This window comes from Candidatus Blastococcus massiliensis AP3 (assembly GCF_000582785.1).
GTDB classification, from domain to species: Bacteria; Actinomycetota; Actinomycetes; order Mycobacteriales; family Geodermatophilaceae; genus Blastococcus; species Blastococcus massiliensis.
On the sequence record NZ_HG931174.1, the window covers coordinates 956,031 to 982,575 of the forward strand.

Genomic DNA, 26,545 nt, shown 5'->3' on the forward strand with positions numbered 1-26,545 from the left:
TTCCCGAGGGCTATTCCCCCTCCGCGGCCGGTGAACCCCCGCGGGGAATGACGCCCTCGTGAGCTCGCCGGGGAACCCCCGCGCCGTCACGTCCCTAGCCCTGCGAACCATGCGAACTCGTGGCGATCAGCGGCTGATGGCCACGAGTCCGTAGGACTCGGCGGGGAGCGAGGCTCACTTCTCGGTGGGGCGGGGGATGCGCCGGGCCTCGCGGCGGCGGCGCAGGCCGCGCAGCGTCCGGACGGCGACCAGCAGCTCGGCCAGCTCGTACCGGTCGCCGCCGGCGATGTCGGCCAGCTGGGCGGCGGCGCGCGCCTGGGCGGCGTCCCAGCCCTTCTCCCACGCCGCGACCAGCGCGCGCGGATCGTCGGTGTCGCTGCCGCGCAGGCCGAGGACGTCCTCGGTGAGCGAGGACTGCTCCTGGGCCAGGTCGTCGCGCAGGGACGCCCGCGCCATGGCGGGCCAGCGCCGGTCCCGGGGCAGGGCGGTGATCAGCTCGCGGAGCGGCACCAGGCCCAGGCGCTCGGCCAGGCACTGCATCACCCGCCCGGCGAGGTCGACCGGGGCGCCGGTCCGCTCGGTGATGACGGCGAGGTCCAGGGCCGCGGGCAGGAGAGGAGCGGCGGCGGCCTCGGCGGCCAGCTCCTCGGGCACGCCCGCGTCGCGCAGCCGCCCGGCGCGGTCGGCGTACGCGGCGGCCTCCGCCCCCAGCAACCAGCCGGGCAGCCCCTCCCGGACGACCGCCACCGGCGGGGCGAACCGATCCGTCACGTTCCCGAGCGGCAGCGGGGGCTCGGCGGTGACGTCGCGCTGCCGGAGCAGCCAGCGGGTCGCCCGCTCGGCCAGTCGACCGGCCTCCGCCCGCAGATCCATCTGCACGGCGGCCGGCACGCGGTTGTCCAGCGGCCGGACGGCGTCCCACAGCCGGTCCACGTCGAACACCGCGCGGGCGACCGCGTGCGCCCGCACGACCGTCGCCAGGGGCACGCCGGTCTCCTCGGCGAGCCGGAACAGCCCGGTGACCCCGGCGACGTTCACCGCCCGGTTGGTCAGCGCGGTCGCGACGATCTCGCGGCGCAGCGGATGGCCCTCGAGGGCGCCGCGGAACCGCTCGCGCAGCGGCCCGGGGAAGTAGCCGACCAGCAGCGGCTCGAAGGCCGGGTCGTCGGGCAGGTCCGAGCCCAGCACCGCGGCGTCGGTGTCCAGCTTCGCGTAGGCGAGCAGCACCGACAGCTCCGGACCGGTCAGGCCCTGCCCGTCGCGCCGGCGCTCGGCCAGCTGCCGGTCGTCGGGCAGCGCCTCGACGGCCCGCTGGAGCCGGCCGGAGCGCTCCAGCGCCCGCATGAACCGCTCGTGGGCGTCGAGCATCTGGCGCGCCGTGGCCACCTCCCCGGCCAGCACCGCGTTCTGCGCGTGGTTGTCGGTGAGGACCGCGGCGGCCACCTCGTCGGTCATCGCCTGGAGCAGGTCGGCGCGCCCGGCGGCGTCGAGCCCGCCGCCGTCCACCACCGCGTTGAGCGCGATCTTGATGTTGACCTCGTGGTCGGAGGTGTCGACGCCGGCGGAGTTGTCGATGGCGTCGGTGTTCACCCGCCCACCGGCCAGCGCGTACTCGATCCGGCCGCGCTGGGTCAGGCCCAGGTTCCCGCCCTCGCCGACGACGCGCACCCGCAGCTGCCCGCCGTCGACCCGCACGGCGTCGTTGGCCTTGTCCCCCACGTCCGCGGCGCTCTCGCCCGAGCCCTTCACGTAGGTGCCGATGCCGCCGTTGAACAGCAGGTCGACCGGCGCCAGCAGGATCGCCCGGATCAGCTCCTCCGGGCTGAGGGTCGTCGCGTCCGCGGCCAGGCCGAGGGCGTGGCGCATCTGCTCGGACACCGGCACCGACTTCGCCGTCCGCGGCCAGACGCCGCCACCGGCGCTGATCAGCGCCTCGTCGTAGTCCGCCCACGAGGAGCGCGGCAGCCCGAACAGGCGCTTCCGCTCGGCGAAGGACGCCGCCGCGTCCGGTGCCGGGTCGACGAAGACGTGCCGGTGGTCGAAGGCCGCCACGAGCCGGATGTGCTCCGACAGCAGCATCCCGTTGCCGAACACGTCGCCGGACATGTCGCCGACGCCGACGACGGTGACGTCCTCGGCCTGCACGTCCACGTCGAGCTCGCGGAAGTGCCGGGTCACCGACTCCCAGGCGCCGCGGGCGGTGATGCCCATGGCCTTGTGGTCGTAGCCGACCGAACCGCCCGAGGCGAATGCGTCCCCGAGCCAGTAGCCGCGCTCCAGGGCGATGGAGTTGGCCAGGTCGGAGAAGGTCGCCGTCCCCTTGTCGGCGGCGACGACGAGGTAGGTGTCGTCGCCGTCGTACCGGACGACCTTGTCGGCCGGCACCACGCGGCCTTCCGAGAGGTTGTCGGTGAGCGAGAGCAGGGCGCCGATGAAGATCCGGTAGCAGGCCTGCCCCTCGGCGAGCTGGGCCTCGCGGGAGGGATCGGCGGGTGGCCGCTTCACCACGAAGCCGCCCTTCGCGCCGGTCGGGACGATGACGGTGTTCTTGACCATCTGCGCCTTGACCAGGCCGAGGATCTCGGTGCGCAGGTCCTCCCGCCGGTCGGACCACCGCAGACCGCCGCGCGCGACCTTGCCGAACCGCAGGTGCACGCCCATCACCCGGGGCGAGCTCACCCAGACCTCGTGCGCCGGCCGCGGCTCGGGCAGGTCCGGCACCGAGGTCGGGTCGAGCTTGAGCGCCAGCGCCGGATGGGGCGGGGACGACATGGCGTAGTACGTGGTGCGCTGGGTGGCCGTGATCGCGGCCAGCAGGGAGGAGAGCACCCGGTCGGCGTCGAGCGAGGCGACCTCGCCGATGGACTGCCGCAGCGACTCGGTGAGCACCACCTGCCGCTCCTCGCGTCCGCTGCCGCGCGGGGAGAAGCGTGCCTCGAACAGCGCCACCAGGCGCGCGACGACGTCGGGGTGGTCGGCCAGCGTCGACTCGACGTAGGCCTGGCTGAACGGCAGCCCGGCCTGGCGCAGCCACTGCACGTAGGCCCGCACCACGGAGACCTGACGCCAGTTCAGCCCGGCCAGCATGACCAGCGCGCCCAGCCCGTCGTCCTCGGCCTCCCCGCGCCAGACCGCGCCGAGGGCGTCGGTGAAGCGCTCGGGCAGCGAGCGCAGCAGCGGGAGGTCCACGGGCGGGACGGCCACCCCGAAGTCGTAGATCCACGACAGCGGGCTGCCGATCCGGTCGATCTCGTAGGGCCGCTCGTCGACGACGGAGACACCCATGTTCTGCAGGAGCGGCAGCATCTCCGACAGCAGCAGCCGCTCCCCCACGCGGTACACCGTCAACCGCCGCTCGCCGGGGGCCGCGCCGGGCGGCGTCCACAGCAGCAGCGACAGCTGCCCCTCGGCGAGGGCGTCGAGCCGGGCGAGGTCGTCGACGGCCCGCTCTGCCGGGAAGTCCTCCTGGTACGCGGCCGGGAAGGCGTCGGCGACCCGGGCGAACAGCCGTTCCCCGTCGTCCGCGTGCCGGGCGGCGAGCGCATCGGCCAGGTCGTCGGTCCAGCTGCGGGCGGCCGCGGCCAGCTCGGCCTGCAGCTCGTCGGCGTCGACGGTCACCGGACCGGGCCGGCCCTTGTGGCCCACCTGGAGGCGGACGACGAAGTGCAGCCGCGCCAGCACCGACTCCGTCGAGCGGGCCGTGTACTCGATGCTCCGGCCGCCGAGCCGTTCGAGCAGCAGCCGCTGCATCGCCAGCCGCACGGCCGTCGTGTAGCGGTCGCGGGGGAGGTAGACCACCGCCGACCAGAACCGGCCGGTGGGGTCGCGGCGGAGGAACAGCCGGGTCTGGCGGCGCTCCTGCAGCTCCAGGACGGCGTTGGCCACCGGGAGGAGCTCGTCGGTGCCGACCTGGAACAGCTCGTCGCGGGGATAGGTCTCGAGGATCTCCAGCAGCTCCTTGCCGGTGTGGCTGTCCGCCGGCACACCCGAGCGGGCCACGACCGCGGCCACCCGGCGGCGCACCACGGGCACGTCCAGCACGCTGGTCGTGGTGGCCGTCGTCGGGAACAGCCCGACGAAGCGGTACTGGCGCATCCCCGGTCCGTCGCCGCGAGGGAGGGTGAGCACGACCAGGTCCAGCCAGGTGCGGCGGTGCACCGACGAGCGCAGGTCGGCCTTGGTCACGGTGAGCAGGCGCCCGCCGGCGACCTCGGCCGCTTCGGGGGTCGGCGACGGGGCCTTCAGGTCGATGTCGCTGCGCAGCACCCCCAGGCCGCTGCCGGCCACGGCGCGGGTGGACCGGGGGCCGCTGCCATCCCGGTCCAGGTCCACGTCCCGGGCGCCGAGCAGCAGGAAGTTGCCGTCGGCCAGCCAGCGGAGCAGCGCGGCCGCCTCGGCCGGGTCGTCGGCGGGGTCGGCGGGCGCCTGATCGGACGCGGGGTCGGACGCGGGGTCGGACGGCCCGGCGCCCCGGGCGCGGTCCTCCAGCCCGGCCGCGAGGTCCAGCAACCGGGTGCGCAGCCGGGAGGTGTCCTCGACGACGGCCCGGACGTCGTCGAGCACGGTGCGCAGCCCCGCCACCAGGTCGGCAGCGGCCTCGTCGTCCAGCGGCCCGTCGAGGACGACGGCCATCCAGGACTCGGCGAGCGCGCCGGGGCCGCAGTCCTCGGTGGCGGCGGCATCGCAGAAGGACTCGAGCCGCCCGCGCAGGTCGCGGCGCACCACGAGGACGGGATGGATGACGTGGGCGATGACGAAACCCTGACGCACCACCTCGGTGGTGACCGAGTCGACCAGGTGGGGCATGTCGTCGGTCGCGAGCCGGACGATCGCCACACCGTCGGGCGCGTGGACGACGTCGACCAGCGCGGCGCCGGGAGGCCTGATGCGGGCCGCGGCCACGTGACCGAGCGCGAGCTGGGCCAGTTCGTCCGGCGCGCGCTCCCGCACCTCGACCGCCGGTGCGCTCCAGTAGTAGCGCCGCAGGAGGGCCGGGACGTCGTCGGCCGTGCAGCCGGCCGGGTATCCCGTCCGCGGGTCCAGCCGGGCGACGGCCTGGCGGGCGGCGTCGTCGAGCAGCCGGCGCTTCTCCTCGCGCGCGGCCTCCAGGACGGCCAGCTCGCTCAGGGGACCCGTGCCGTCCTGCGCGCCGCGCGCCGCGGCTTCCGGGGCGGCGCCGGTGCTGCTCGCCATGCCGTCGACGCTACTGCGGTCCGCGCCACTTCTCCTGGTGGCGCGGAACCTGGCGAGGCGGCGCGGCTCAGCGGTCGAGGAGCTGGTCGGCCACCCAGCCGGCGAGGGCCAGGATCAGGCCGCCGATGAGCGCGGTGCCGAAGCCGTCGATGGTCATGCGGTCGGTGACGGCCGCGGTGAGACCCAGCAGCGCGGCGTTGACCACCAGGAGGAACAGGCCCAGGGTCAGCACCACGAAGGGCAGCGAGAGCAGCCGCAGCACCGGGCCGACGACGGCGTTGATCACGCCGAAGATCAGGCCGATCCAGAGGTAGGTGCCGTACTCGCCGAGCGGGCCGTCCGGATTGGGCTCGATGTCCAGGCCCGACAGCACGTCGAAGTAGGTGAGCCCGTAGAAGACCGCGGCGAGGATGACCACCCTCAGCAGGAACTTGATCACGAGCACGACGCTAGCGCCGCGAGCGGGCGGAGCGCGGGATCTCCGACCGTCTGGCGGTGTCTAGCGGTTCACCTAGACGACCTCAGACGCCACTCGCGACACGCTAGGTCGTTCTACCGATGTCTACGGATCCGGCTAGAGAACGCCATACGGTGCTCGCCATGGATCCCGTGCGGAACCCGTACGCGCCGGGAGCGGGGCAGCGCCCGCCCGAGCTGGCCGGCCGGGACGGCGAGCTGTCGGCCTTCGACGTCGTCCTGGAGCGCATCGCGCACGGACGGCCGGAGCGTTCGCTGGTGCTCACCGGCCTGCGCGGCGTCGGGAAGACGGTGCTGCTCAACCAGCTGCGGTCGGCGGCCATCTCGCGCGGCTGGGGCACCGGCAAGATCGAGGCCCGCCCGGATCAGTCGCTGCGCCGCCCGGTCTCCTCCGCGCTGCACATGGCCCTGCGGGAACTCGGCCCTCGGCACGGCGACCAGGAGTCGGTGGCCGAGGTCCTGGGCGTGGTGAAGGCCTTCGCCATGCGGGGGCAGCCCGCCGGCTCCTCCGGTGCACCGACCAAGGTCCGCGACCGCTGGCAGCCGGGCATCGACGTCCCCGCCGCCACCGGGCGGGCCGACTCCGGCGACATGGAGATCGACCTGGTCGAGCTGCTCAGCGACGCCGCCGGCGTCGCGGCCGACATCGGCAGCGGGATCGCCCTGTTCATCGACGAGATGCAGGACGTGCAGCCGGACGACGTCTCCGCCATCTGTGCCGCCTGCCACGAGCTCTCCCAGCAGGGGTCGCCGCTGATCGTCGTCGGCGCGGGTCTCCCCCACCTGCCCGCCGTCCTCTCCGCCTCCAAGAGCTACTCGGAGCGGCTCTTCCGCTACCTGCGCATCGACCGGCTCGAGCGCGATGCCGCCGACCGGGCGCTCATCGCGCCGGCCGGGCGCGAGGGCGTCGAGTTCGAGCAAGGGGCCCTGGACGCCCTCTACGACGCGGCGGACGGCTACCCCTACTTCGTGCAGGCCTACGGCAAGGTCACCTGGGACGTCGCCGCCTCCTCCCCCATCACCGCCGCCGACGTCGCCATGGCCGCGCCGGTCGCCGAGGCCGAACTGGCCGTGGGCTTCTTCGGCTCCCGCTACGACCGGGCCACGCCCGCCGAGCGGGAGTACATGCACGCGATGGCCGAGCTCGGTGGTCCGGGCGGGGCGGCGGTGCTCACGTCGGAGGTCGCCGTCTCGCTCGGCCGCAAGCCGGCGTCGCTCTCCCCAGCGCGCGACTCGCTGATCAAGAAGGGCCTGGTCTACTCCGCCGAGCGCGGGCAGATCGCCTTCACCGTGCCGCACTTCGGCCGCTACCTGCTGCGTCATCCCGACTGATGGAGGACCCGTCCTCCTCAGAGGATCGGGAGAGCGGGAGGCAGCAGCTCGGGGCCGGCCTCCTCGGGGCGTTGGGCGCCCAGCGGGTGCATCCGCACGGCCAGCACCGCGACGTCGTCCTCGACGTCGGCGTCCAGCATCCCGGTCAGCAAGCGGTCGCAGAGGGCGTCCAGCGGGAGCCCGGCCGAGCCGCCGACCAGGTCGCGGAGCAGGTCGCGTCCCTCGTCCAGCAGCATGGTGCGACGCTCGAAGAGGCCGTCGGTGAACAGCAGCAGCGTGCTGCCGTCGGGGAGCGGGCTGACCGCGTCCGTCCTCGGCCCCAGCCAGCCGATGCCGACCGGCGGCCCGATCGGCGCCGCGAGGTCGATGACCGTGCCGTCCTCGAGCAGCAGCAACGGGTCCGGGTGCCCCGCCGTCGCCCAGCGGAGCTGCCGGGCCGGCCGGCCCTCGGGATCGCCGACCAGCTCCACCCGGGCCACCAGCGCCGTGGCCATCGCAGGGACGTCCAGGCCGACCAGGGCGTGGTCGACGCGGCGCAGCAGCCCGGCCGGCTCGTCGAGGCGGTCGTAGCCGATGCCGCGCACGAGGGTCTTGACCTGACCCATGGCCGCGGCGGCCTCGATGTCGTGGCCCATGACGTCGCCGATGACCAGCACCGTGTCGCCGTCGGGCTGCAGGAAAGCGTCGTACCAGTCGCCGCCGATCGACACCCCGCGGGTGGCGGGCCGGTAGCGCACGGAGAGCTCGAGGCGGTCGGGCTGCACCGGCGGGGAGAGGAGGCTCAGCTGCAGCCGCTCGGCCACCTGCTGGCTGGCCGCGGCCAGCCGGGCGTTGTCCAGCGCGAGCGCGGCGCGACGGGAGGCGATCTCGGCCGTCCGCAGCTCCGCCTCGGTGTGGGCGCCCCGCCCGGAGCCGTTGGCCAGCGTCAGGGCCCCGAAGGTCTCGCCCCGCGCGATCAGCGGGAAGACCGCGACGGCGGTGATGTCGAGGGGGCGCAGCGCCGCCCGCGCCTCGGGGTTGGCCACCATGGCCTCGACGTGGGCGTCGGTGAGCTGGGGGATGATCACCGGCCGGCTGTCACGCAGGGCCGTGGGGACCGGAGCGCTCGGCCGGTTGGTGGCCACGCGGGCGTCGGCGTAGCGGTGCATGGCCTCGACCAGGTCGGGGTCGCTGTGGGCGCGCCCGATGTCCCGGCGGGTCCCGTCGGGGTCGACGACGCTGACCAGGCACAGGTCGGCCAGGAGGGGAACCACCAACCGGGCGAACCGGTCCACGGCCTCGTCGGTGTCGAACGTCGAGGTCATCGCCAGGTTGATGTCGCCCAGCAGCATCAGGTGGCGGCCGGCCTGCTCGCGTTCCTCGAGGATCCGGCGCCGCTCGGTGACGTCGTCGTAGGTGACGACGAGTCCGGCCTCGGTGAGGAAGGCGTCGGCCCGGAACCACTTGCCCAGCGGCTCGAACCACGCCTCGGTGGAACCGGTCTCCCTCGTCGCCCGCACCCGGCGGTACAGCTGCTCGAACGGGCTACCGACCGCCTCGGGGAACTCCTCCCAGACGTCGCGGCCGATCAGTCCCTCGACGGTGCGATCGAGCACGCGGGCGCCCGCGGGGTTGACGTACCGGAAGCGCCAGTCCTCCGCGAGGACGAAGAGCGGGCGCTCCATGCCCTGGACGGCCTGCAGCAGCAGGTCACCCTGCAGCGTCGGCACGTCGGGTTCCATGCCGCCCACTCTGCCGCATGGCCGGTGCGCTCCCGGCGGCTCGGCTCGTCCCGGGGGCGCGGCGTCACCCCTTCCGACGACTCCTGGGCGGCGCACCGCAGATGGTCTCCCTCACACGGGTCAGGCCAGGAGGGTCCGCACGGTTTTCCCGCCCGCCGGCCGGGGCACCCCTGGGTCCTGACGGGGAGCTAGCGAGGGGGAGTCATGGGGCGTCGTCTGTCGTGGCCGCTGCGGCCGCTGCCGGACGGCCGCGGGGAGGTGTGGCGCTGGAACCTCGGTGCCCTCGCCGAGCTCCCGGCCGCTCGCGCCGCACTGCGCAGCCGGCTCAGCGCCTCCGGGGTGTCACCCGCGGAGGAGGACACCCCCGGCGAGCAGCTGGTGCTGGCCTTCGACGAGCTCGCCTCCAACGCCCTGCGGCACGGGGAGTCCCCGGTCGTGGCCACCGTGGTCGCCGGCAGCGGCGGGTGGCTGCTCGACGTGAGCGACCGCGCGCCCGAGGCCCTGCCCTCCCCGGCGGTCGACCGCGACCCGGCCCAGGGCGGCATGGGGCTGCACCTGGTGGCGCGCCTGTCGGTCGCCCACGGCTGGTACGTCGACGAGGGCGCGAAGCACGTCTGGGCGTGTCTGCCGACGGAGGCCGAGGAGCGGGCCGCCGTCCCGGCCTGAGAAGCACAGCGCCCGGGACGGCGGGAACCGGAGTTCCTGCGCCGTCCCGGGGCGTCTGTGGTGGCCCGTGGGCGCCGTGTCGTCCGGTAGGACGACGGTGTCATCGCGTTACGGCAGGACGAGCGAGATCGCGCCCTTGCCGTAGGTGGGCACGTCGATGGCGACGTCGACCCGGTTGAAGGCGGCGAGCATCCCCGCGATGTCACCGGGCACGTCCGCGCCCGGCGCGTACAGCTTGTCCAGCTTCGAGTGCGGCGCACCCTCGGCGTTGAACAGCGCGGCGAAGACGTTGACGACCTCGTGCAGGGCCTCGACCTGCATGCCGGTCAGCTCGCCGTCCTCCTCGACCGCGTCCTGCGCGCCACCGGGGGGCAGCAGCGCCAGCGCGGAGCCGGTGTAGGCCGCTGCACCCAGGTCCATCAGGCAGAGGGCGTTGACGTTCATGTACGGGTCGACGTACACGGCCACCGCGACCGGACGGTCGGGCGCCGGGGTGACCGGCTCGCCCGGCGTGACACCGACCGGCTTGCCCACCAGGCCGGTGAGCATGTCGCGGACGCCCTTGAGCGTGGGCAGGGGCACGGTGCCGGTGGTCATGCGATCACCCCGCTGAGAGCCTCCTGGAAGGTCTCCTCGTTGAACGGCTTGGCGATGAGGAACAGGGCGCCGGCGTTGGCCGCCTTCTCCCGCATCTCCGGGGAGCCCTCCGAGGTCACGAAACCGAACGGCACGGTGGACCCGGACGAGCGCAGGGCCTCCAGGCACTCGATGCCGGTCATGTTCGGCATGTTCCAGTCCGACAGGACCAGGTCGGGCTTCTCCGAGCCGACCTTGGCCAGCGCGTCGGCGCCGTCCTCGGCCTCGACGATGTCGTGGTCGTCGTAGCCGGCCTGTCGCAGGGTTCGGATGACGATCTGCCGCATGACGCGGCTGTCGTCGGCGACGAGGATCTTCACAGTGGCACTCCGTTCTGGGGGGTCAGGTTCTGGGGGTCAGGTTCTGGGGGTCAGGTTCTGGGGGTCGGGTCTGGGGGTCAGTGGGCGGCCGGCAGGGCCGGGAGGGCGCCCTGCACGGAGATGGAGACCGGCTGGCCGCGCCACAGCACGTCGATGCGGCACACGTCTGCCGGGTTGCGCACGTCGGGGGCGGGGCCCACGTCGGGCAGGCTGAGAGCCGACGGCCCGGGGAGGGCCGCCTTCACGTTGCCTCCGACCACGTTGGCGATCTCGCCGAACGCGTCGGTGACGTCCTCGTCCTCGAGCTCCGCCGGGGCGGACTCGCGGAGCAGTGCCCGGGTCAGCTCGGCGGCGGTGTCCCGCCCGGTGGTGAGGACGACGGAGCCCGTCCACGGGCCGACGACGTCGACCCAGCTGGACAGCGCGTCGGCCGGGAGCTCGCCGGGCAGCGGCACCAGGACCTCGTCCTCGCCGACGAGCGAGATCCACGCCTCGCCGGCGATGGACTCCACGGTGAGCTCGTCGATCAGCTCCGTGATCACGGGCCGGGAGTCACCGGCGCGCCGGCGCTCCCCCGAGTCGAGAGTGGTCACAGGGCAGCCTCCTGGGGGAGCAGGCCGAGCAGCGCGAGCTTGTCGCGGATGGCGTCGGCGGTGAACGGCTTGATCACGTACTCGTGGGCGCCGGCGGCCAGGGCCCGCACGATCTGCGTGTGCTCGCTCTCCGAGGTGACCATCATGATGGTCACGGAGCGCCAGGCCGGGTTGGAGCGCACGGCGGAGACGAACTGCAGCCCGTCCATCACCGGCATGTTCCAGTCGACGCAGACCAGTTCGGGGATCCAGCCCTCGTCGAGGACGTCGAGCCCTTCCCGGCCGTGGCCGGCGTCCCGGATCTCGTAGCCCAGGCCGATGAGGATCCCGGACACGATCCGGCGCATCGCGCGGGAGTCGTCGATCACCAGAGCACGCACGTTCAGGCCCCCTTCAGCGGGCGGTAGGCGGAGCTGCGGCCGACGACGACCCGCTCCCATGAGTCGTCGACGCCGAGCGTGGTCTCCGCGGCGCCGAGGAAGAGCCAGCCGTCGGGGCGCATGAGCTCGCGCACCCGGCGGAGGATCGCCTGCTTGGTGGACAGGTCGAAGTAGATGAGGACGTTGCGCAGGTACACGACGTCGAACGGGCCCATCCGCGGCAGCGGCGCGGCCAGGTTGCACTCGCGGGCGGTGACCATCCGGCGCAGCGGCGCGGCCACCTCCCACTCGGTGCCGGCACGGGTGAAGTGCCGGACCAGCATGGGAGCCGGGAGCCCGCGGTTCACCTCGAGCTGGCTGAACCGGCCCGCGGCGGTGCGCTCGACCATCTCGCGGGAGAGATCGGTCGCCGTGATCGCGACGCGGGTCGCCGCGTTGGGCAGGGCGTCCTCGAGGAGCATCGCGATCGTGTACGGCTCCTGCCCGCTGGAGCAGGCGGCCGACCAGATCTGCAGCCGCTCGTTCGGCCCGCGCGCCGCGAGCAGCGACGGCAGGACGGTCGAGGTCAGCGCGGTGAACGGGTCGCCGTCACGGAACCACGAGGTCTCGTTGGTGGTGAGCGCCTCGACGATCCGGCGGGTGCTGTCGGGGTCCGGCCGGTTGCGCACCGAGTCGACGAACTGGGAGACGTCGGTCAGGCCGGCCTTCCGCGCGATGGGCAGCAGGCGCGCCTCGACGAGGTACTCCTTGCCCGGCTGGAGCACGATCGCGCTCTCGCGGTGCACCAGCTGCCGCACCCAGTCGAAGCTGGTCGTGGTGAGCGTCATCGGGGGGCTCCAGCGGCAGTTGCGGTGCGGGCGCCGGGAACGCCGGCGAGATGGCGGGTGATGGCATCGGGGATGCGGTCGAGGGGGAGCACCTCGTCGGCGTAACCGGCCTGGCTGATCGCGCCGGGCATGCCCCACACGACCGAGGTGTTCTGGTCCTGGACGATCACCGTGCCGCCGGCGGCGCGGATCTCACCGGCGCCGTTGCGCCCGTCCGAACCCATGCCGGTCAGCACGACCGCCAGGACGGCGCCGTCGAACGCGGTCACGACCGAACGGAACAGCGGGTCGACCGCGGGTCGGCAGAAGTTCTCGGGCGGCCCCTGGTTGAGGCCGGTCTGCAGTCCCGCGCGCCCGCCGGGGCCGACCGGGGGCACCACGAGGTGGTGGTCGCCGGGGGCGAGGTGCACGGTGCCGGGCACCAGCGGCGACCCGTCGGAGGCCTCGACGACGCGCAGCGGGCACAGCCGGTCGAGACGCTGGGCGAACTGCCGGGTGAAGACCGGCGGCATGTGCTGGACGAGCAGCACCGGCACGGGCAGGGACGCCGGGAGCTGGGGGAGGACCTTGGCCAGGGCCTCGGGGCCGCCGGTGGACGAGCCGATCACCAGCACTGCCGGCTTCTTGCCCGGGCCGGTGCGGGGGGCTGCCGGCGGGGGAGGGGGCAGGGCTGCGGCACGCGGCTGCGGGGTGCTGACCGGGCGGCCGGTGAGCGCCTTGATCTTCGGGATGAGCTGCTCGCGCACGCTCTCCATGGACTGGGCCACGCTGCCGACGTTGGCCGGCTTGGTCACGTAGTCATTCGCCCCGGAGGACAGGGCGTCGAGGGTCGCCGAGGCGCCGCGCTCGGTCAGCGTGCTGAACATGACGATCGGCACGCGGCTGTACTTCTGCCCGCCGCTGCCCGAGCGGATCGCCCGGACCGCCTCGATGCCGTCCATCTCCGGCATCTCGATGTCCATCGTCACGAGGTCGGGCTCGAGCTGGGCCAGCTTCGCGACGGCGACCTTGCCGTTGACGGCGGTGCCGACCACCTCGATGCCGGGGTCGGCGGAGAGCACGTCGGTCACGATCTTGCGGACGACGACGGAGTCGTCGACGACCATCACCCGGATCGGGTTCACGCGTGTCCTCCTGCTCACTGACTGGGCAGCCCAGTCAGGCTGTTCACACCTTTATCGGCACTCCCTCACCCCTGCTTGAGCGGGATCGGTTGTGCGCTATGCGAATGGCTCGGGGTCACTGCCCTCGCCTCATCCGCCTCAGAAGCATCGGTGGTCACACGAGCAAAAGAAAGGGCCGCCGCGGACTCGTTACGCAATTCGATGGTGACCATTCTCCGCAATGTCGAAATGGCATTTCGACGATGAGTCGACACTGCGGGGGAGGTGACCGACGGACGGCACGAAGCCGCCCGGCGCCACTGGCACGTCGGGCGGCTGACCTGCTCGTTCAGGTCGGGGATGCGGCAGGAGCTGCCGCGGCGGCTCAGTGCGCTTCGGTGACGCGGGCCCAGGGCGCCCGCAGGACGGCGAGGGATGCCTCGTCCACGAGGTCGCTCATCGCGACGCCCTGCACGCAGCCGGCGACCGCGTTCCAGACGCCGGCCGCTCCGTCGTGCAGGTCGAAGCCGCCGTCGAGGAACGCCTGGACGGCGTGCAGCTGGGCGGCGGCGAGGACACGGGTGCGCCCGGACACGTGCGCGGCCCACGAGGCCTCGTGCATGGCGGCGGCCCAGGGGCGCTGCTGCGGGCGGCCCTCGTCGACGGCGGCACGCCAGGCGGCCCGTCCGGACCGGTCGAGCCCACGGAGGGCCTCGAGCAGGGCCGCGAGTTCGACGGCGGCAGGTCCCAGATCGGCGCCGACGGCGGGCACGGTCAGCTCGCCGCGCTCCAGGCTGCGGTCGAACGCGCCGGTGAGCTCGCGGCGCACCAGCGGCGGCAGGACGCCGGCGGCCCAGTAGCCCACCGCGGCGTCGGCGAGGACGGAGACCGCCTCGTCGCGCTCGTCGTCGCCGAGCTCGGCCGCGGCCGTGTGTTCCGGCCCCAGCACGTCGTCGCGGAGCAGCCGCTCGAGGGTGGGTGCGTCACCGATCGTGCCCTGCTCGAGCTGGGCGACGAGCACGGCGGCGCGGTCGCCGGCGGACGCCGCACTGCGCATGTGCGGCACGGAGGCGGCCATCTCGCGCGCCTTGCGGCCGCGTACGGCCGACTGCTGGCGCTCCTCGACGGTCAGGCCACGGCAGGGGTGGGCGGCGGCGACCCGGCGGAGGGCGTCGGCGTCGGCGCCCAGGCCGGCCAGGAGGACGTCGGCGACCGCGCGGCCGCCCTGCAGGCGGACCAGGTCGAATCCGAGGGTCGCGGCGCTGACCAGCGAGTAGGGCACGGCAGTCGCCTCCAGAGGTCGGTCCGACCATGCTGGCGGCTCCGGGCCCGGAGCGCGAGTGCAACGACGCGCGGCCGTCACTCCTTCGCGGGAGGGCGAGGGGGTGACGGCCGCGTGTGGGTGGCGCTGGGTACTGCTGAGATTACTCTGGGTCAGGCGCTGACGGCCTTCTGGACGTCGAGTGCGAGCAGCAACTGCCCGCGGAGCTTGTACGCGCCCCGGATGAGGTCGCGCGCCTGGCCCTCGAGCGTGTCCGGCGGCGCCTCGAAGTCGGTGGGGTCCACGTCGACCACGTCGGCGATGGAGTCGACCAGCAGGCTCACGGCCTCGCCGTGCAGCCGCACGACGATCACCACGGCGTCGGTGCCCTCGGGGCGCGGGGGACGACCGAGCCGCTCGCGCAGCTCGATGGCGGTGACCACCTGGCCGCGCAGGTTGATCAGGCCGGCGACGGCGGCGGGTGCCAGCGGCACCCGGGTGAGCTGCTGGCTGCGCAGCACCTCCTGGACGTGCTCGACCTCGATGCCGTACAGGTCGCCGTCCAGCCGGAAGGTGGCCAGCTGCCCGCCGGTGGCGGGGGCGGTGGTGGGGGCGGTGGTGGGGGCGGTCACGTCAGACCTCCAGCAGGGAGTCGGAGACGCCGGCCGGCGTCGTGGCAGAGGGGTGCGAGTAGAACGCCGGGTCGGCGGCCAGGATCGCGGCACGGACGTCGAGCAGCTCGGTCACCTTGTCCCCGAGGACGGCGGAGCCGAGCAGGCCCAGGTCGTCGATGTCGCTGCGGACAGCGGCCTCGCCGTCGACGATGTCGAGGATCTCCTCGACGACGATCGCGACGCTGCGCCCGTGGTCGGAGTAGACGATCACCTCGAGGACCTCGCGGTCGCTCTCGCCGTAGGCGCCCAGGTGCCGGTCGAGCCGGACGATCGGGAGGATGGCGCCGCGGTACTGCACGACCTCGCGGTTGCCGACCTTCTCGACCGTCTCGGCCTTCACCTGCTCGAGGCGGGTGACGGTGTCGAGCGGGATCGCGACCCGGCGCCCGCCGCCGATGGCCGCCAGCAGCATCCGCTGCCGCTCGGTCTCGGCCGCGGCGGCCTCCGCCTCCGACGTCCGGGACTCCTGCCGCTCCGCGGTCTCGGTGCGCAGCGCACGACGGGCGAGCGCCTGGACGTCGAGGATGAGCGCCACGGTGCCGTCGCCGAGCACGGTGGCGCCGGAGTAGAGCCCGATCGCCTTCATCTGGCCGCCCACGGCCTTGACCACGATCTCCTCGGTGTTGATCACGCGGTCGACCACGAGGCCGAAGCGCCGTCCCTCCGACCGGAGCACCGCGATGACGACGTGGCCGTCGTGCCGCTCGGAGGTCAGACCGAGGACGTCGGTGAGCCGGACGAGGGGGAGGAGCTCGCCGCGGAGGCGGTAGACCTGCGCGCCGCCGACCTCCTCGACCGCGTTGGCGGCCTTCTCGGCGTCCAGGCTCACGAGCTCCTGCAGGCTGATCTGCGGGATGGCGTACCGGTCGCCGGCGCACTCCACGGTCAGCGCGGGGACGATGGCCAGGGTCAGCGGGATGCGCAGCCGGCAGACGGTGCCGCGACCGGCCTCGGACTCGACCTCGATGGTGCCGCCGATGGCCTCGATGTTGGTCTTGACGACGTCCATGCCGACGCCGCGGCCGGAGACGTTGGTGACGGCGGCCGCGGTCGAGAAGCCGGGCAGGAAGATGAGCTGCAGGATGTCGGCCGGGCTCATCCTGTCCAGCTGGGCGACCGTGATGAGACCGCGCTCGACGGCCTTCTTGCCGAGCTTGACCGGGTCGATGCCGGCGCCGTCGTCGGCGACCTCGACGACGACCTGGCCGCTCTCGTGGCGGGCGCGCAGGGTCAGGACGCCCTCGGCCGGCTTGCCGGCCGACTTGCGGGCGTCGGGGGCCTCGATGCCGTGGTCGACCGAGTTGCGGACGAGGTGGGTCAGGGGGTCCTTGACCGCCTCGAGCAGCGTCTTGTCCAGCTCGGTCTCGCGACCCTCCATCTCCAGGCGGATGGACTTCTTGAGCTGCATGCCGAGGTCGCGGACGACGCGCGGCAGCTTGGACCAGATGTGGTCGATCGGCTGCATGCGCGTCTTCATGACGCCCTCCTGCAGCTCGCTGGCGATCAGGTTGAGCCGCTGCGAGGCGCGCACCAGGTCGGTGTCGTTGGAGCGGCCCACGTACTGGACGATCTGGTTGCGGGTCAGCACCAGCTCACCGACGAGCAGCATCAGCTCGTCGAGCAGGTCGACGTCGACGCGGATCGTGCTGTCCGCGACGCCGCGGCGGGCCTGGCCGTCGCCGGCTGCCGCCGTCGCCTCGCCGTCGGCGTGCTCGGGCAGGTCGGTGGCCTCCGGAGAGGGGAGGTTCTCGACGGTGGTCTCGGGCATGACTGCGTTCGCTCCCTCGAGCAGCTCGGCGGCCGGGGCGGAGGTCGTCTCCTCGACGACCACCGGCGCCTCGTCCACGGACACGGCGGCGGGCGCCGCCTTCGTCGTCGCACGCGGTGCTGCGGCCTTGCGCGCGGTCGTCTTCTTGGCGGGCGCCTTGGCGGCGCTCTTCGCCGGGGCCTTCGGCTTCGCGGCGGCGCTCGTCGACGCCGCGCGGGGAGCAGGCACGGTCGCGGCCGGGGCGGCCGGGGCGTCGTCCATCGCGGCGGTGATCGCGGCGACGACGCCGGCGACCTCGACCGAGCCCTCGCCGCCGCTGGCCTCGATCGTGGTCAGGAGGGCGCGGACGGTGTCGACCATCTGCAGGAGCACGCTCGTGCGCTCCGGCGTCAGGGCCAGCTCGCCGTCCCGGAGGCGGGAGAGCATGTTCTCCCCGACGTGCGTGACCTCCTCGAGCCGGTTGAAGGCGAGGAAGCCGCTGGTGCCCTTGATCGTGTGGATGGTCCGGAAGATGCTGGACAGCCGCTCGCGGGAGTTCGGGTCCTGCTCGAGGGCCACCAGGTCCGAGTCGAGCTGGTCGAGGTTCTCGTGGCTCTCGACCAGGAACTCTTCGACGATGTCGTCCAGACCGTCCACGGTGTTGCCTTCTCTCTGCGTCGCGACCGGGGACAAGAGTCGGCCCGGTTGGGTCATCGGCGGGCCGCCGGCGGAGTCAAGGTGAATCCGCCGGCGGCGCGCCCGTCATGGGCTGTTATCGGCAGTCGGCGCCCTCAGTAGGTGAACCGTCCGACGTTGGTGCGCAGATCGGCCGCCATCCGGGAGAGCTCGTCGACCGCGGTGCGGGTCTGGGTCAGCGCCTGGGTGGTCGAGTCCGCCGCCGTGGAGACGCCGGTGATGTTCTCCGCGATCTGCGTGGTGCCGCCCGCGGCCTCCTGCACCGAGCGGGACATCTCGTTCGTGGTCGCCGTCTGCTCCTCCACCGCGCTGGCGATGGTGGTCTGCCGGTCGGAGATCTGCGCGACGATCGCCGAGATCTCCTCGATCGCGGCCACCGCGGCCGTCGTGTCGCCCTGGATGGACTGCACCCGGCGGGCGATGTCCTCGGTCGCCTTGGCCGTCTCCTGCGCCAGCTCCTTCACCTCGTTGGCGACCACGGCGAAGCCCTTGCCCGCCTCGCCGGCCCGCGCCGCCTCGATCGTGGCGTTCAGCGCCAGCAGGTTGGTCTGCTCCGCGATGCTGGTGATCACCTTCACCACGTTGCCGATCTCGGCCGAGGACTCACCCAGCTTCGCCACCGTGGCGGTGGTGGTCTCCGCGGCGGTCACCGCGCGGGCCGCGACCTCGGAGGCCTCCGCGGCGTTGCTCGCGATCTCCCGGATGGAGGCACCCATCTGCTCCGCGCCCGCCGCAACCGTCTGCACGCTGCGGGACACCTCCTCCGCGGCACCGGACACCACACCCGACTGCGCCGAGGTCTCCTCCGCCGACGCCGAGATCTGCGCCGAGGACGCCGACAGCTCCTCCGAGCTGGCCGCCACGGCGTCCGCCGAGGCAGCCACGCCGCCCAGGACGGAGCGCAGGTTGTCGACAGCGGCGTCGAGCGCCTGGCCCATGCGGCCCATCTCGTCCTTGGACACCAGGCCGCTGGACTTCGTCAGGTCGCCGGCGGCCAGCGCCTCGGTCACGTCCTGCACCCGCCGCGCGGCCCGGGCGACGCCACCGGCGACGAACCATCCCAGCCCGAGCGCCGTGAGGATGCCGGCGATCATGATGGCCAGGGTGAGGGTCTGGCTCGTCTCCGCGTTGTCGTGGATGCCGGCGCTCGCCGCCTCGGCCTCCTGCTGCTCCATCTCGTTCAGCGTCGCGAGCTCCGCCCGGAGCTCGTCGACGACGGTCGTCCCCTGGGCGTCGTTGGCGGCCGTCCAGCCGGCGGTGTCTCCCGCGAGGGCGAGCGGACGGAGCACCTGGTCCTGCACCGTGACGTAGGTGCTCAGATCCTCGACGACGTCGTCGAGGATCTCCTGCTGGTCCGGCGACATGCCCGTGGCCGCGTACGCGGTCACACCGTCGGCGAATGCCGTACGCAGTTCCTCGGCCCGGGTGAAGCGTTCCTGCTGCCGCTCAGGGGTGGGCGCGAGGATCGTGTCCCGGGTGACCACGCGCATCTCGTGCAGGAGGCTGTCGAGGTGCGCCACCTCCACGGCACCGAGCAGGTTGCTCGAATAGAGCTTGTCGGCGTCGTCCGCAGCAGCACTCATGCCCGAGATGCCCAGGGCGCCGATACCTCCGGCCACGACCGCGGTCACCGACACTGCGGTCAGCACCTTGGTCCTCACCGAACGGTCGGCCCAGCGGGACAGCAGGGAGCGGGCCGGCTGTGGGGTGGGCGTGATGCGGGCGGCCGTGGACATGGCGGTACTCCAGAGAATGGGGGAGGGCGGGCTGACGGGGCTTCGTCGCGCCGCGAACGGACTCGACCATGAGGCGGTCCGGTAGGTCGTGCGGTGCTGACGGGGAGAAAGGTAGTGCATGTCCGAATTCCATTCGTCCGGATTGACGGCGCGTCGGGAACGGCGAGGAAGATTGGCTGGCCACCGCATTCCGGCTGTCGACATGACGCCATTCCCGATGTCGACGGAAAATGCGGACGGGGCGGCGACCGGTCGCCCGGTCACCGCCCCGCCACGGCCCGTCGCATGGACGGGCCCCACTCAGTAGCTGAACCTCCCGACGGTGCTGCGCAGGTCCGCGGCCATCCGGGAGAGGTCGTCCACCGCGGTGCGCGTCTGGGTCAGCGCCTGGGTGGTCGAGTCCGCGGCCCCGGACACGTTGGAGATGTTGTCGGCGATCTGGCCGGCTCCATCGGCGGCTTCCTGCACCGAACGAGACATCTCGTTCGTGGTGGCCGTCTGCTCCTCCACCGCCGAGGCGATGGTCGTCTGCCGATCGGAGATCTGGGCCACGATCGCCGAGATCTCCTCGATCGCGTTCACCGCGGCCGTGGTGTCACCCTGGATGGCCAGCACCCGCTTGGCGATGTCCTCGGTCGCCTTGGCCGTCTCCTGCGCGAGCTCCTTGACCTCGTTGGCGACGACCGCGAAGCCCTTGCCGGCCTCACCGGCGCGGGCGGCCTCGATCGTGGCGTTCAGGGCCAACAGGTTCGTCTGCTCCGCGATGCTCGTGATCACCTTCACCACGTTGCCGATCTCCGCCGAGGACTCGCCCAGCTTCGCGACCGTGGCCGTCGTCGTCTCCGCGGCCGTGACCGCCCGGCTGGCGACCTCGGAGGCCTCCGCAGCGTTGCTCGCGATCTCCCGGATCGAGGCACCCATCTGCTCGGCACCGGCGGCGACGGTCTGGACGTTCCGGCTGACCTCCTCCGCGGCACCGGCGACGATGCCCGACTGGGCCGAGGTCTCGCCGGCCGAGGCCGAGATCTGCGACGAGGACGCCGACAGCTCCTCCGACGACGCCGCCACCGCGTCCGCGGACTGCACCACGGAGGACAGGACCTCGCGCAGGCTCACCTGTGCGGCGTCGATGGCCTTGGCCATGCGACCGAGTTCGTCGTCGGAGTCGACGTCCGTCACCACCGTGAGGTCGCCGGCTGCCATGGCCTCGGCGGAACGCTGCACCGACCGCACCGCGGCGGTGATCCGCCGGACGACGAGGACGGTCAGCACCGCGGCGGCCAGGACGGAGCCCAGAGCGACGGAGATCAGCAGCGTGATGGCGCTGTCGGCCCTCTCGGCGGCGGCGGCGTTGCGAGCGGCGGCCTGCTCGGACTGCGAGACGCCTTCGAGCTCCATGTCGTCCGCGATGATCTGCAGGAGCGGCTGCAGGGTCTCGGACTGGACCTGCGCGAACGTCTCGAAGTCGCCGCGGTCGGCGGCTGGGAAGAGGTCGGTGGTCAGTGCCTGCACGAACTCGGCCCGCGTGGCCATCATCCGCTCCATCGCCTCGGTCTCGACGATGAACGGTTCGTACGCGTCGTAGCCGGCCTGCAGGTCGGCGTTCTTGTCCTCCATCTGCTCGAGCAGTTCCGCCCGGCGCTCGGGACTCGCGACGGCGTACTCCAGCGTGCGGGCTCGGTGCGCCGCGTGCGCCCGTTGGACCTCCGACAGCGCGTTCAGCGGCTGGAGGTTCTCGGAGTAGATCTGCTCCTGGCCGTCCCGCATGTCACCGATCCGATCGATGGCGAGCCAGTTGGTGCCCAGGACGACCACACCGAGCAGCGTGACGACCGAGCCGATCTTGACGCCGATCGGCCGATTCGCGAACCACCCCCGGGGGCCGGATCGGATGGTGCGGGACGGGACGGTCATCGTGGGCTCCAAGGGTGTGCGCGACACCGGGGGACCGCCGTCGCCCCGGCCGTTGTTCTCGTGCGGTACGAGCAGAGAATGGCGCACGAATGCTGCGGCCCATCCGCGTTTCTGTTGGTGTCGGGACTCAGCCACGAGAAAGTCCGGCAAGCTCATCGGCTGCGTTTCCATGTCGACATCTCCGACACAGAATGCGCGTCGTCGGTAAAGGACGAGGGGCGCGCGACCCATTGGTCGCGCGCCCCTGTCCGTTCCGGGCCTGCCCCGGCGGCCGGTCGCTCAGTAGCTGAACCTTCCGACGGTGCTGCGCAGGTCAGCGGCCATCCGGGACAGCTCGTCCACGGCGGTGCGCGTCTGGGTCAGGGCCTGGGTCGTGGTGTCCGCCGCGGCCGAGACGCCGGTGATGTTCTCGGCGATCTGACCGGTACCGCTGGCCGCCTCCTGCACGGAGCGGGACATCTCGCCGGTGGTGGCGGTCTGCTCCTCCACCGCGCTGGCGATGGTGGTCTGCCGGTCGGAGATCTGCGCGACGATCGTGGAGATCTCGTCGATGGCGGCGACGGCGGCGGTGGTGTCGCCCTGGATGGCCAGCACCCGCTTGGCGATGTCCTCGGTCGCCTTGGCCGTCTCCTGCGCCAGTTCCTTGACCTCGTTGGCGACCACCGCGAAGCCCTTGCCGGCCTCGCCGGCCCGCGCGGCCTCGATGGTGGCGTTCAGCGCCAGCAGGTTGGTCTGCTCGGCGATGCTGGTGATCACCTTGACGACGTTGCCGATCTCGGCCGAGGACTCCCCCAGCTTGGCGACCGTGGCGGTCGTGGCGGCTGCGGCGTCCACGGCGCGGGCCGCGACCTCGGAGGCCTCGGCGGCGTTGCTGGCGATCTCGCGGATGGAGGCGCCCATCTGCTCGGCACCCGCGGCCACGGTCTGCACGCTGCGGCTGACCTCCTCCGCGGCACCCGACACCACACCGGACTGCGCGGACGTCTCCTCGGCCGAAGCCGAGATCTGCGCCGAGCTGGCGCTCAGCTCCTCCGAGCTGGCGGCGACGGCGTCCGCGGAACCGACGACGGTGGCCATGACCTCGCGCAGGTTCGCCTGCGCGGCGTCCAGCGCGGCGGCCATCTGTCCGACCTCGTCCTTGCTCGTGACACCGGTGGCGACGGTCAGGTCACCGATGGCCAGCGCGTCGAGCGAGCGCTTGACCTGGGTCACCGGCCGGGTGATCGAGCGCATGGTCAGCAGCGTGACCCCCCCGATGAGGAGGAGGCCGGCGACGGCGATCGCGATGCTGATCATCTGGGAACGCGCGATGGCGTCGTCCAGCCGCGTCTGGGCCACCCCGCTCTCCGCCTCCAGCGCGTCCTTCGCCGCACCGACCGCGCCGTCGGTGAGGTCGTTGGCCACCTGGATCTCCTCCCACCGGACCATGGCGGCCGCCTGGTCGGCGATGGCGAGGTTCACGTAGGCGGTGATGGCGTCGGTGTAGGCGCCGAAGCTCTCGCCCAGGCCGGCGACGGTCTCGGCACTCTGCCCGGTCAGCTCGATGGTCGTGAGCTCGGCGAGGAGCCCCTCGGGGGTGGCGATGTCCTCGGCCAGCTCCTCCAGCTGGGCGGCCGGGTCGGGGCGGACCGTGGCCTTGTAGCCGTCCACCTTCAGCTCGCTGGCCCGGGTGTCGATCTGCAGGACGAGCTCCTGCGCCTTCTCGAGCTGTGCGAGTTCGGTGCTGGCGTCGCGAACGGCGGCATTGCCGACCAGGGACGAAGCCAGCATGCCGCCGCAGGCGAGGACGACGGACCCGGTGAGGATGCCGAACTTCACCGCCAGCGGCCGGTCGGCGAACCAGCCGGAACGCCGCCCGGCAGCGGAAAGTGGTGCAGTGGAATTCATCGGATTACCGTCCTGGAGGGGGCATGGGGTGCATGCCCTGGATGTGGGTGACAGCGAGTGTGCTCACTCCACCGGGCCCGGAGAAGCGCCGAGGCGCGCGTATTCCGACATGTGATGTGTACGCCGGGTCAGCGCATTCCGGCGACCCATGTGTCGACACGGGAAATGCGTCACCACCCCGTCAGGGCGGGCGGCTGGAATGCGTTCCCGCGGAGCTTCGGGGATACCGGCCCTCGATGTCGACATCGGCGGTGCGACGACCTGTGACGGGGGCGAAGGCCGTCTTCCACCGGAGCGCGACGCGAGGCCGGGCCGTTCCGGATCAGTCGAGTTCGATCAGTCGAGTTCGGCGGCCAGTAGCTGGAGGACCGCGATGGCGCCGGCCGGATCGGCCACCCGGTACCGGGCGGCGGTGTCGCCGTCCCCCACCTTGACCGTGACGTCGTCGTCGGCCAGGGCACGGAAGGCGTCCTCGTCGGTGACGTCGTCGCCCAGGTAGAGCGTCGCTCGCGCGCCCACTTCCCCCGCCAGCCGCAGCAGGGCGCTGCCCTTGTCGGCATCGGTCACGGCGAGTTCGAGGACGTCCTTGCCCGGCTTCAGCGTCAGTGACGAATCGGCGAGCGAGCGGGCCTCGTCGAGGAGCGCGGCGGCGGCGTCGCGGTCGGCGACCGGCCGCACGTGCACCGCGACACTGGCCGGCTTCACTTCCAACCGGGCGCCGGCGACCCGGGCCACGACGGGCTCGAGCAGGGCGGCCAGCTCGTCGCGGCGCGCGGCCAGCTCACCGGTCAGCGGCCCGTCGAACTCCGCGCCGTGGCTGCCGACCCAGCGGAACGGGCCGGTCAGTCCGCTGGTCGCCTGCAGGTCGGCCACCCCGCGACCGCTGACGAGGGCCACCGTCACCCCGTCCGCAGCCGCGAGCCGGCTCAGCACCTCGGCGACGCCTGGCTCCGGCACCGCCGCGGACGGCTCGTCCCGGAGGCGTGCCAGCACCCCGTCGTAGTCGCTCGCGACCAGCAGCGGTCGCCTGCCGGCCAGAGAGGCCAGCGCCGCGTCGAGTTCAGTGGAGGGGCTCACCCCTGGGCCCCGCCGCGGCCGGGGGAGAGGGGGGCGGAGGCACGGCCTGCCCGCCGCCCGGTGGGCTGTCCGGAGGCCTGGTCGTTGAGCGCGGTGAAGAAGGAGCTCGCCCAGTGCTCGAGGTCGTTGCGGAACAGGTGCCGGCGCATCGCCCGCATCCGCTTGGCCGCCTCGGTCGGCTCCACCCGCAGGGCCCGCAGCAACTGGCTCTTCACGCCGGCGATGTCGTGCGGGTTGACCAGGAAGGCCTGCTTGAGCTCCGCCGCCGCCCCGGCGAACTCCGAGAGCACCAGCGTGCCGCCGAAGTCACCCCGTGCGGCCACGTACTCCTTGGCCACGAGGTTCATCCCGTCGCGGTACGGCGTCACGAGCATGACGTCGGCCGCGCGGTACAGCGCCGCGAGTTCCTCGCGCGGCATGGACTGGTTGAAGTAGTGCACCGCCGGACCCGCGATCGAGCCGAAGACCCCGTTGATGTGGCCGACCTGCTGCTCGATCGTCTCGCGCATGTGCACGTAGTGCTCCACGCGCTCGCGGCTGGGCGTGGCCACCTGCACCAGCACGGTGTCCGGCGCCTCGACCGCGCCGTCCTCGAGCAGCTCCTCGAAGGCGTTCAGCCGGACGCCGATGCCCTTGGTGTAGTCGAGCCGGTCGACGCCCAGGATGATCTTCGACGGGTTGCCGAGCTCCGCCCTGATCTCCTTCGCCCGCGCCAGCACCTCGGGGGAGCGGGCCAGTTCGTCGAAGGACGCGACGTCGATGGAGATCGGGAACGCGCGCGCAGCCACCGTCCGGCCGTCGTACTCGACGATCGGGCCGCGGGCCGGGAGGTCGTGCAGCCGACGGGCGAGCTGCACGAAGTTGGCGGCGGCGGCGGGCCGCTGGAAGCCGACGAGGTCCGCGCCGAGCAGTCCCTCCACGATCGCCGAGCGCCAGGGCAGCTGCGTGAACAGCTCGTACGGCGGGAACGGGATGTGCAGGAAGAACCCGATCGTGAGGTCGGGCCGCTGCTGGCGGAGCATCGCCGGCACCAGCTGCAGCTGGTAGTCGTGCACCCAGACGATCGCGTCCTCCGCGGCGATCTCCGCCGTCCGCTCCGCGAAGCGCTTGTTGATCTGGACGTAGGTGTCCCACCAGGCGCGGTGGTACTCCGGCTTCTCGACGACGTCGTGGTACAGCGGCCACAGCGAGGCGTTCGACATGCCCTCGTAGTAGCGGTCGACCTCCGGCTCGGACAGCGGGATCGGGATCAGCGACATCCCGCCGGACTCGAAGGGCTCCGGAGCCTCGCCGGCCGACCCCGACCAGCCGACCCAGGCGCCGCCTCGTCCTGCGACGAACGGCTCCAGCGCCGTGACCAGACCACCCGGGCTGCGCTGCCAGCGCGTGCTGCCGTCCGGGTCGGTGACCTGGTCGACCGGCAGGCGGTTGGCGACGACGACAACGGGGCTCTCGGCCCCGACCTCTTCACCTGTGCGATCGGTCATACCGCCCGGAACCCTACCGACCCGTCCCGGTCAGAGCAGGCCGGCCGCCCCGTAGGCCCCTGCCGCGGCGCCGATCCCGAGCAGGAGCGTCGTCAGCACGTAGCCCGCTGCCCGAACCGCGCGCCCCTCCTCCGCGAGCCGCACGACGTCCGCGCCGAGGGTGGAGAAGGTGGTGAGGGTGCCGCAGAAGCCGGTGCCCACCAGGGCCAGCACCCAGACGGGGACGTCGGCCAGCCCCAGGAGGATCCCCAGCACGACGCTGCCCGCGACGTTGACGGCGACCGTGCCGACGACGGACCCGGGGCCGCGGCGGGCCACCGCGAGGCGCTCCGCGAACAGCCGCAGCGGGGCGCCCGCCATCGCACCGAGCACCACGAGCCACGGCGTCACGGTGCCGGGACCCGCGGCGTTGCGGCTCGGCCGGCTCTCGTTCCCAGCGCCGCAGCCGCGATCCCGCCGGCGACCGAGGCGAGCACGTACCCCGCGGCGGCTCCCGGATGTCCGCCCTCGGTGAGCTGCACCGTCTCGAGGGCGAACGCGGAGAAGGTCGTGAACCCGCCCAGGAGGCCGGTGACCAGGAAGGGGCGCGGCCAGGTGGCGTCGGGGAACCGCGGCACCACCCGGCCGAGGAGCAGCCCCAGGAGCAGGCAGCCCGTCAGGTTGACCAGCAGGGTCGCCCAGGGCCAGCCGCCGGCGTCCGAGGGCAGCGCCTCGGCGACACCCCAGCGGGCCAGCGCGCCGAGCGCGCCCCCCAGTGCGGCGGCGGCGTAGGCGACCACGTATCCCCCTGCTCCACGTCGGCACCGGCATCGGGCAGC

At 73.0% G+C, this 26,545-nt stretch carries 21 protein-coding genes; 2 read left to right on the plus strand and 19 right to left on the minus strand.

From position 1 onward, the window contains the following. Window positions 1-174 precede the first annotated feature (174 nt). On the minus strand, window positions 175-5,193 hold the full coding sequence (locus BN344_RS13100; protein WP_081788584.1) for an NAD-glutamate dehydrogenase: 5,019 nt from the start codon (window positions 5,191-5,193) through the stop codon (window positions 175-177). Between the two features lie 67 nt (window positions 5,194-5,260). Further along, complete coding sequence (locus BN344_RS13105; RefSeq protein WP_051515943.1) at window positions 5,261-5,632, minus strand: phage holin family protein; 372 nt, start codon at window positions 5,630-5,632, stop codon at window positions 5,261-5,263. 161 nt (window positions 5,633-5,793) lie between these two features. On the opposite strand from BN344_RS13105, the gene BN344_RS13110 reads away from it, so the two are divergent. Continuing rightward, window positions 5,794-7,002 carry an ATP-binding protein gene (locus BN344_RS13110; RefSeq protein ID WP_040339235.1) on the plus strand — a complete coding sequence of 403 codons (1,209 nt, stop codon included), beginning with the start codon at window positions 5,794-5,796 and terminating at the stop codon, window positions 7,000-7,002. A gap of 17 nt (window positions 7,003-7,019) precedes the next feature. Here BN344_RS13110 and BN344_RS13115 read toward each other — a convergent pair whose 3' ends face one another. Further along, a complete protein-coding gene (locus tag BN344_RS13115; protein ID WP_155858870.1) occupies window positions 7,020-8,723 on the minus strand; it encodes a PP2C family protein-serine/threonine phosphatase in 1,704 nt (567 codons plus the stop codon). A 204-nt stretch (window positions 8,724-8,927) separates the two neighbouring features. Between BN344_RS13115 and BN344_RS13120 the strand changes: the two genes are divergently transcribed. Beyond that, window positions 8,928-9,389 carry an ATP-binding protein gene (locus BN344_RS13120; protein WP_040338824.1) on the plus strand — a complete coding sequence of 154 codons (462 nt, stop codon included), beginning with the start codon at window positions 8,928-8,930 and terminating at the stop codon, window positions 9,387-9,389. Window positions 9,390-9,497: 108 nt separating this feature from the next. Here the strand turns inward: BN344_RS13120 and BN344_RS13125 are convergent, their stop codons facing one another. The 16 genes from BN344_RS13125 to crcB form a co-directional block, all read right to left on the minus strand. Beyond that, window positions 9,498-9,986, minus strand: coding sequence for a hypothetical protein (locus BN344_RS13125; protein WP_040338825.1), 489 nt, complete (start codon window positions 9,984-9,986; stop codon window positions 9,498-9,500). Beyond that, window positions 9,983-10,345 carry a response regulator gene (locus BN344_RS13130; RefSeq protein ID WP_040338826.1) on the minus strand — a complete coding sequence of 121 codons (363 nt, stop codon included), beginning with the start codon at window positions 10,343-10,345 and terminating at the stop codon, window positions 9,983-9,985. Before BN344_RS13130 ends, BN344_RS13125 begins: the two co-directional genes overlap by 4 nt. Before the next feature lie 77 nt (window positions 10,346-10,422). Beyond that, window positions 10,423-10,938 (minus strand): chemotaxis protein CheX, encoded by a 516-nt coding sequence (locus BN344_RS13135; protein ID WP_051515861.1) that lies wholly within the window; start codon window positions 10,936-10,938, stop codon window positions 10,423-10,425. Continuing rightward, a complete protein-coding gene (locus tag BN344_RS13140) occupies window positions 10,935-11,318 on the minus strand; it encodes a response regulator (RefSeq protein ID WP_040338827.1) in 384 nt (127 codons plus the stop codon). Before BN344_RS13140 ends, BN344_RS13135 begins: the two co-directional genes overlap by 4 nt. A 2-nt stretch (window positions 11,319-11,320) precedes the next feature. Continuing rightward, window positions 11,321-12,145, minus strand: coding sequence for a CheR family methyltransferase (locus BN344_RS13145; RefSeq protein ID WP_040338828.1), 825 nt, complete (start codon window positions 12,143-12,145; stop codon window positions 11,321-11,323). Next, window positions 12,142-13,269, minus strand: a complete 1,128-nt coding sequence (locus BN344_RS13150) for a protein-glutamate methylesterase/protein-glutamine glutaminase (protein WP_040338829.1) — start codon at window positions 13,267-13,269, stop codon at window positions 12,142-12,144. Before BN344_RS13150 ends, BN344_RS13145 begins: the two co-directional genes overlap by 4 nt. 364 nt (window positions 13,270-13,633) lie before the next feature. Next, window positions 13,634-14,530 (minus strand): hypothetical protein, encoded by an 897-nt coding sequence (locus BN344_RS13155; protein ID WP_040338830.1) that lies wholly within the window; start codon window positions 14,528-14,530, stop codon window positions 13,634-13,636. Window positions 14,531-14,682: 152 nt separating this feature from the next. Further along, complete coding sequence (locus tag BN344_RS13160; RefSeq protein WP_081788585.1) at window positions 14,683-15,141, minus strand: chemotaxis protein CheW; 459 nt, start codon at window positions 15,139-15,141, stop codon at window positions 14,683-14,685. Window position 15,142: 1 nt separating this feature from the next. Next, window positions 15,143-17,587: a chemotaxis protein CheA gene (locus tag BN344_RS13165; protein ID WP_040338831.1), complete on the minus strand. Its 2,445-nt coding sequence runs from the start codon at window positions 17,585-17,587 to the stop codon at window positions 15,143-15,145. 134 nt (window positions 17,588-17,721) lie between these two features. Further along, window positions 17,722-19,362 (minus strand): methyl-accepting chemotaxis protein, encoded by a 1,641-nt coding sequence (locus tag BN344_RS13170; protein ID WP_040338832.1) that lies wholly within the window; start codon window positions 19,360-19,362, stop codon window positions 17,722-17,724. A 300-nt stretch (window positions 19,363-19,662) separates the two neighbouring features. Further along, the gene (locus BN344_RS13175) at window positions 19,663-21,276 is read right to left on the minus strand and encodes a methyl-accepting chemotaxis protein (RefSeq protein ID WP_040338833.1); all 1,614 of its coding nucleotides are present in this window, start codon (window positions 21,274-21,276) and stop codon (window positions 19,663-19,665) included. A gap of 279 nt (window positions 21,277-21,555) precedes the next feature. Continuing rightward, window positions 21,556-23,163, minus strand: coding sequence for a methyl-accepting chemotaxis protein (locus BN344_RS13180; protein ID WP_040338834.1), 1,608 nt, complete (start codon window positions 23,161-23,163; stop codon window positions 21,556-21,558). 336 nt (window positions 23,164-23,499) lie between these two features. After that, window positions 23,500-24,240 carry a trehalose-phosphatase gene (otsB, locus tag BN344_RS13185; protein WP_040338835.1) on the minus strand — a complete coding sequence of 247 codons (741 nt, stop codon included), beginning with the start codon at window positions 24,238-24,240 and terminating at the stop codon, window positions 23,500-23,502. Further along, on the minus strand, window positions 24,237-25,727 hold the full coding sequence (locus BN344_RS13190; protein ID WP_081788586.1) for an alpha,alpha-trehalose-phosphate synthase (UDP-forming): 1,491 nt from the start codon (window positions 25,725-25,727) through the stop codon (window positions 24,237-24,239). Before BN344_RS13190 ends, otsB begins: the two co-directional genes overlap by 4 nt. A gap of 30 nt (window positions 25,728-25,757) precedes the next feature. After that, complete coding sequence (locus BN344_RS13195) at window positions 25,758-26,117, minus strand: fluoride efflux transporter FluC (RefSeq protein WP_081788587.1); 360 nt, start codon at window positions 26,115-26,117, stop codon at window positions 25,758-25,760. After that, window positions 26,114-26,506, minus strand: a complete 393-nt coding sequence (gene crcB / locus BN344_RS13200) for a fluoride efflux transporter CrcB (protein WP_040338836.1) — start codon at window positions 26,504-26,506, stop codon at window positions 26,114-26,116. The genes BN344_RS13195 and crcB overlap by 4 nt, the downstream gene beginning before the upstream one ends. Window positions 26,507-26,545: the final 39 nt, after the last annotated feature.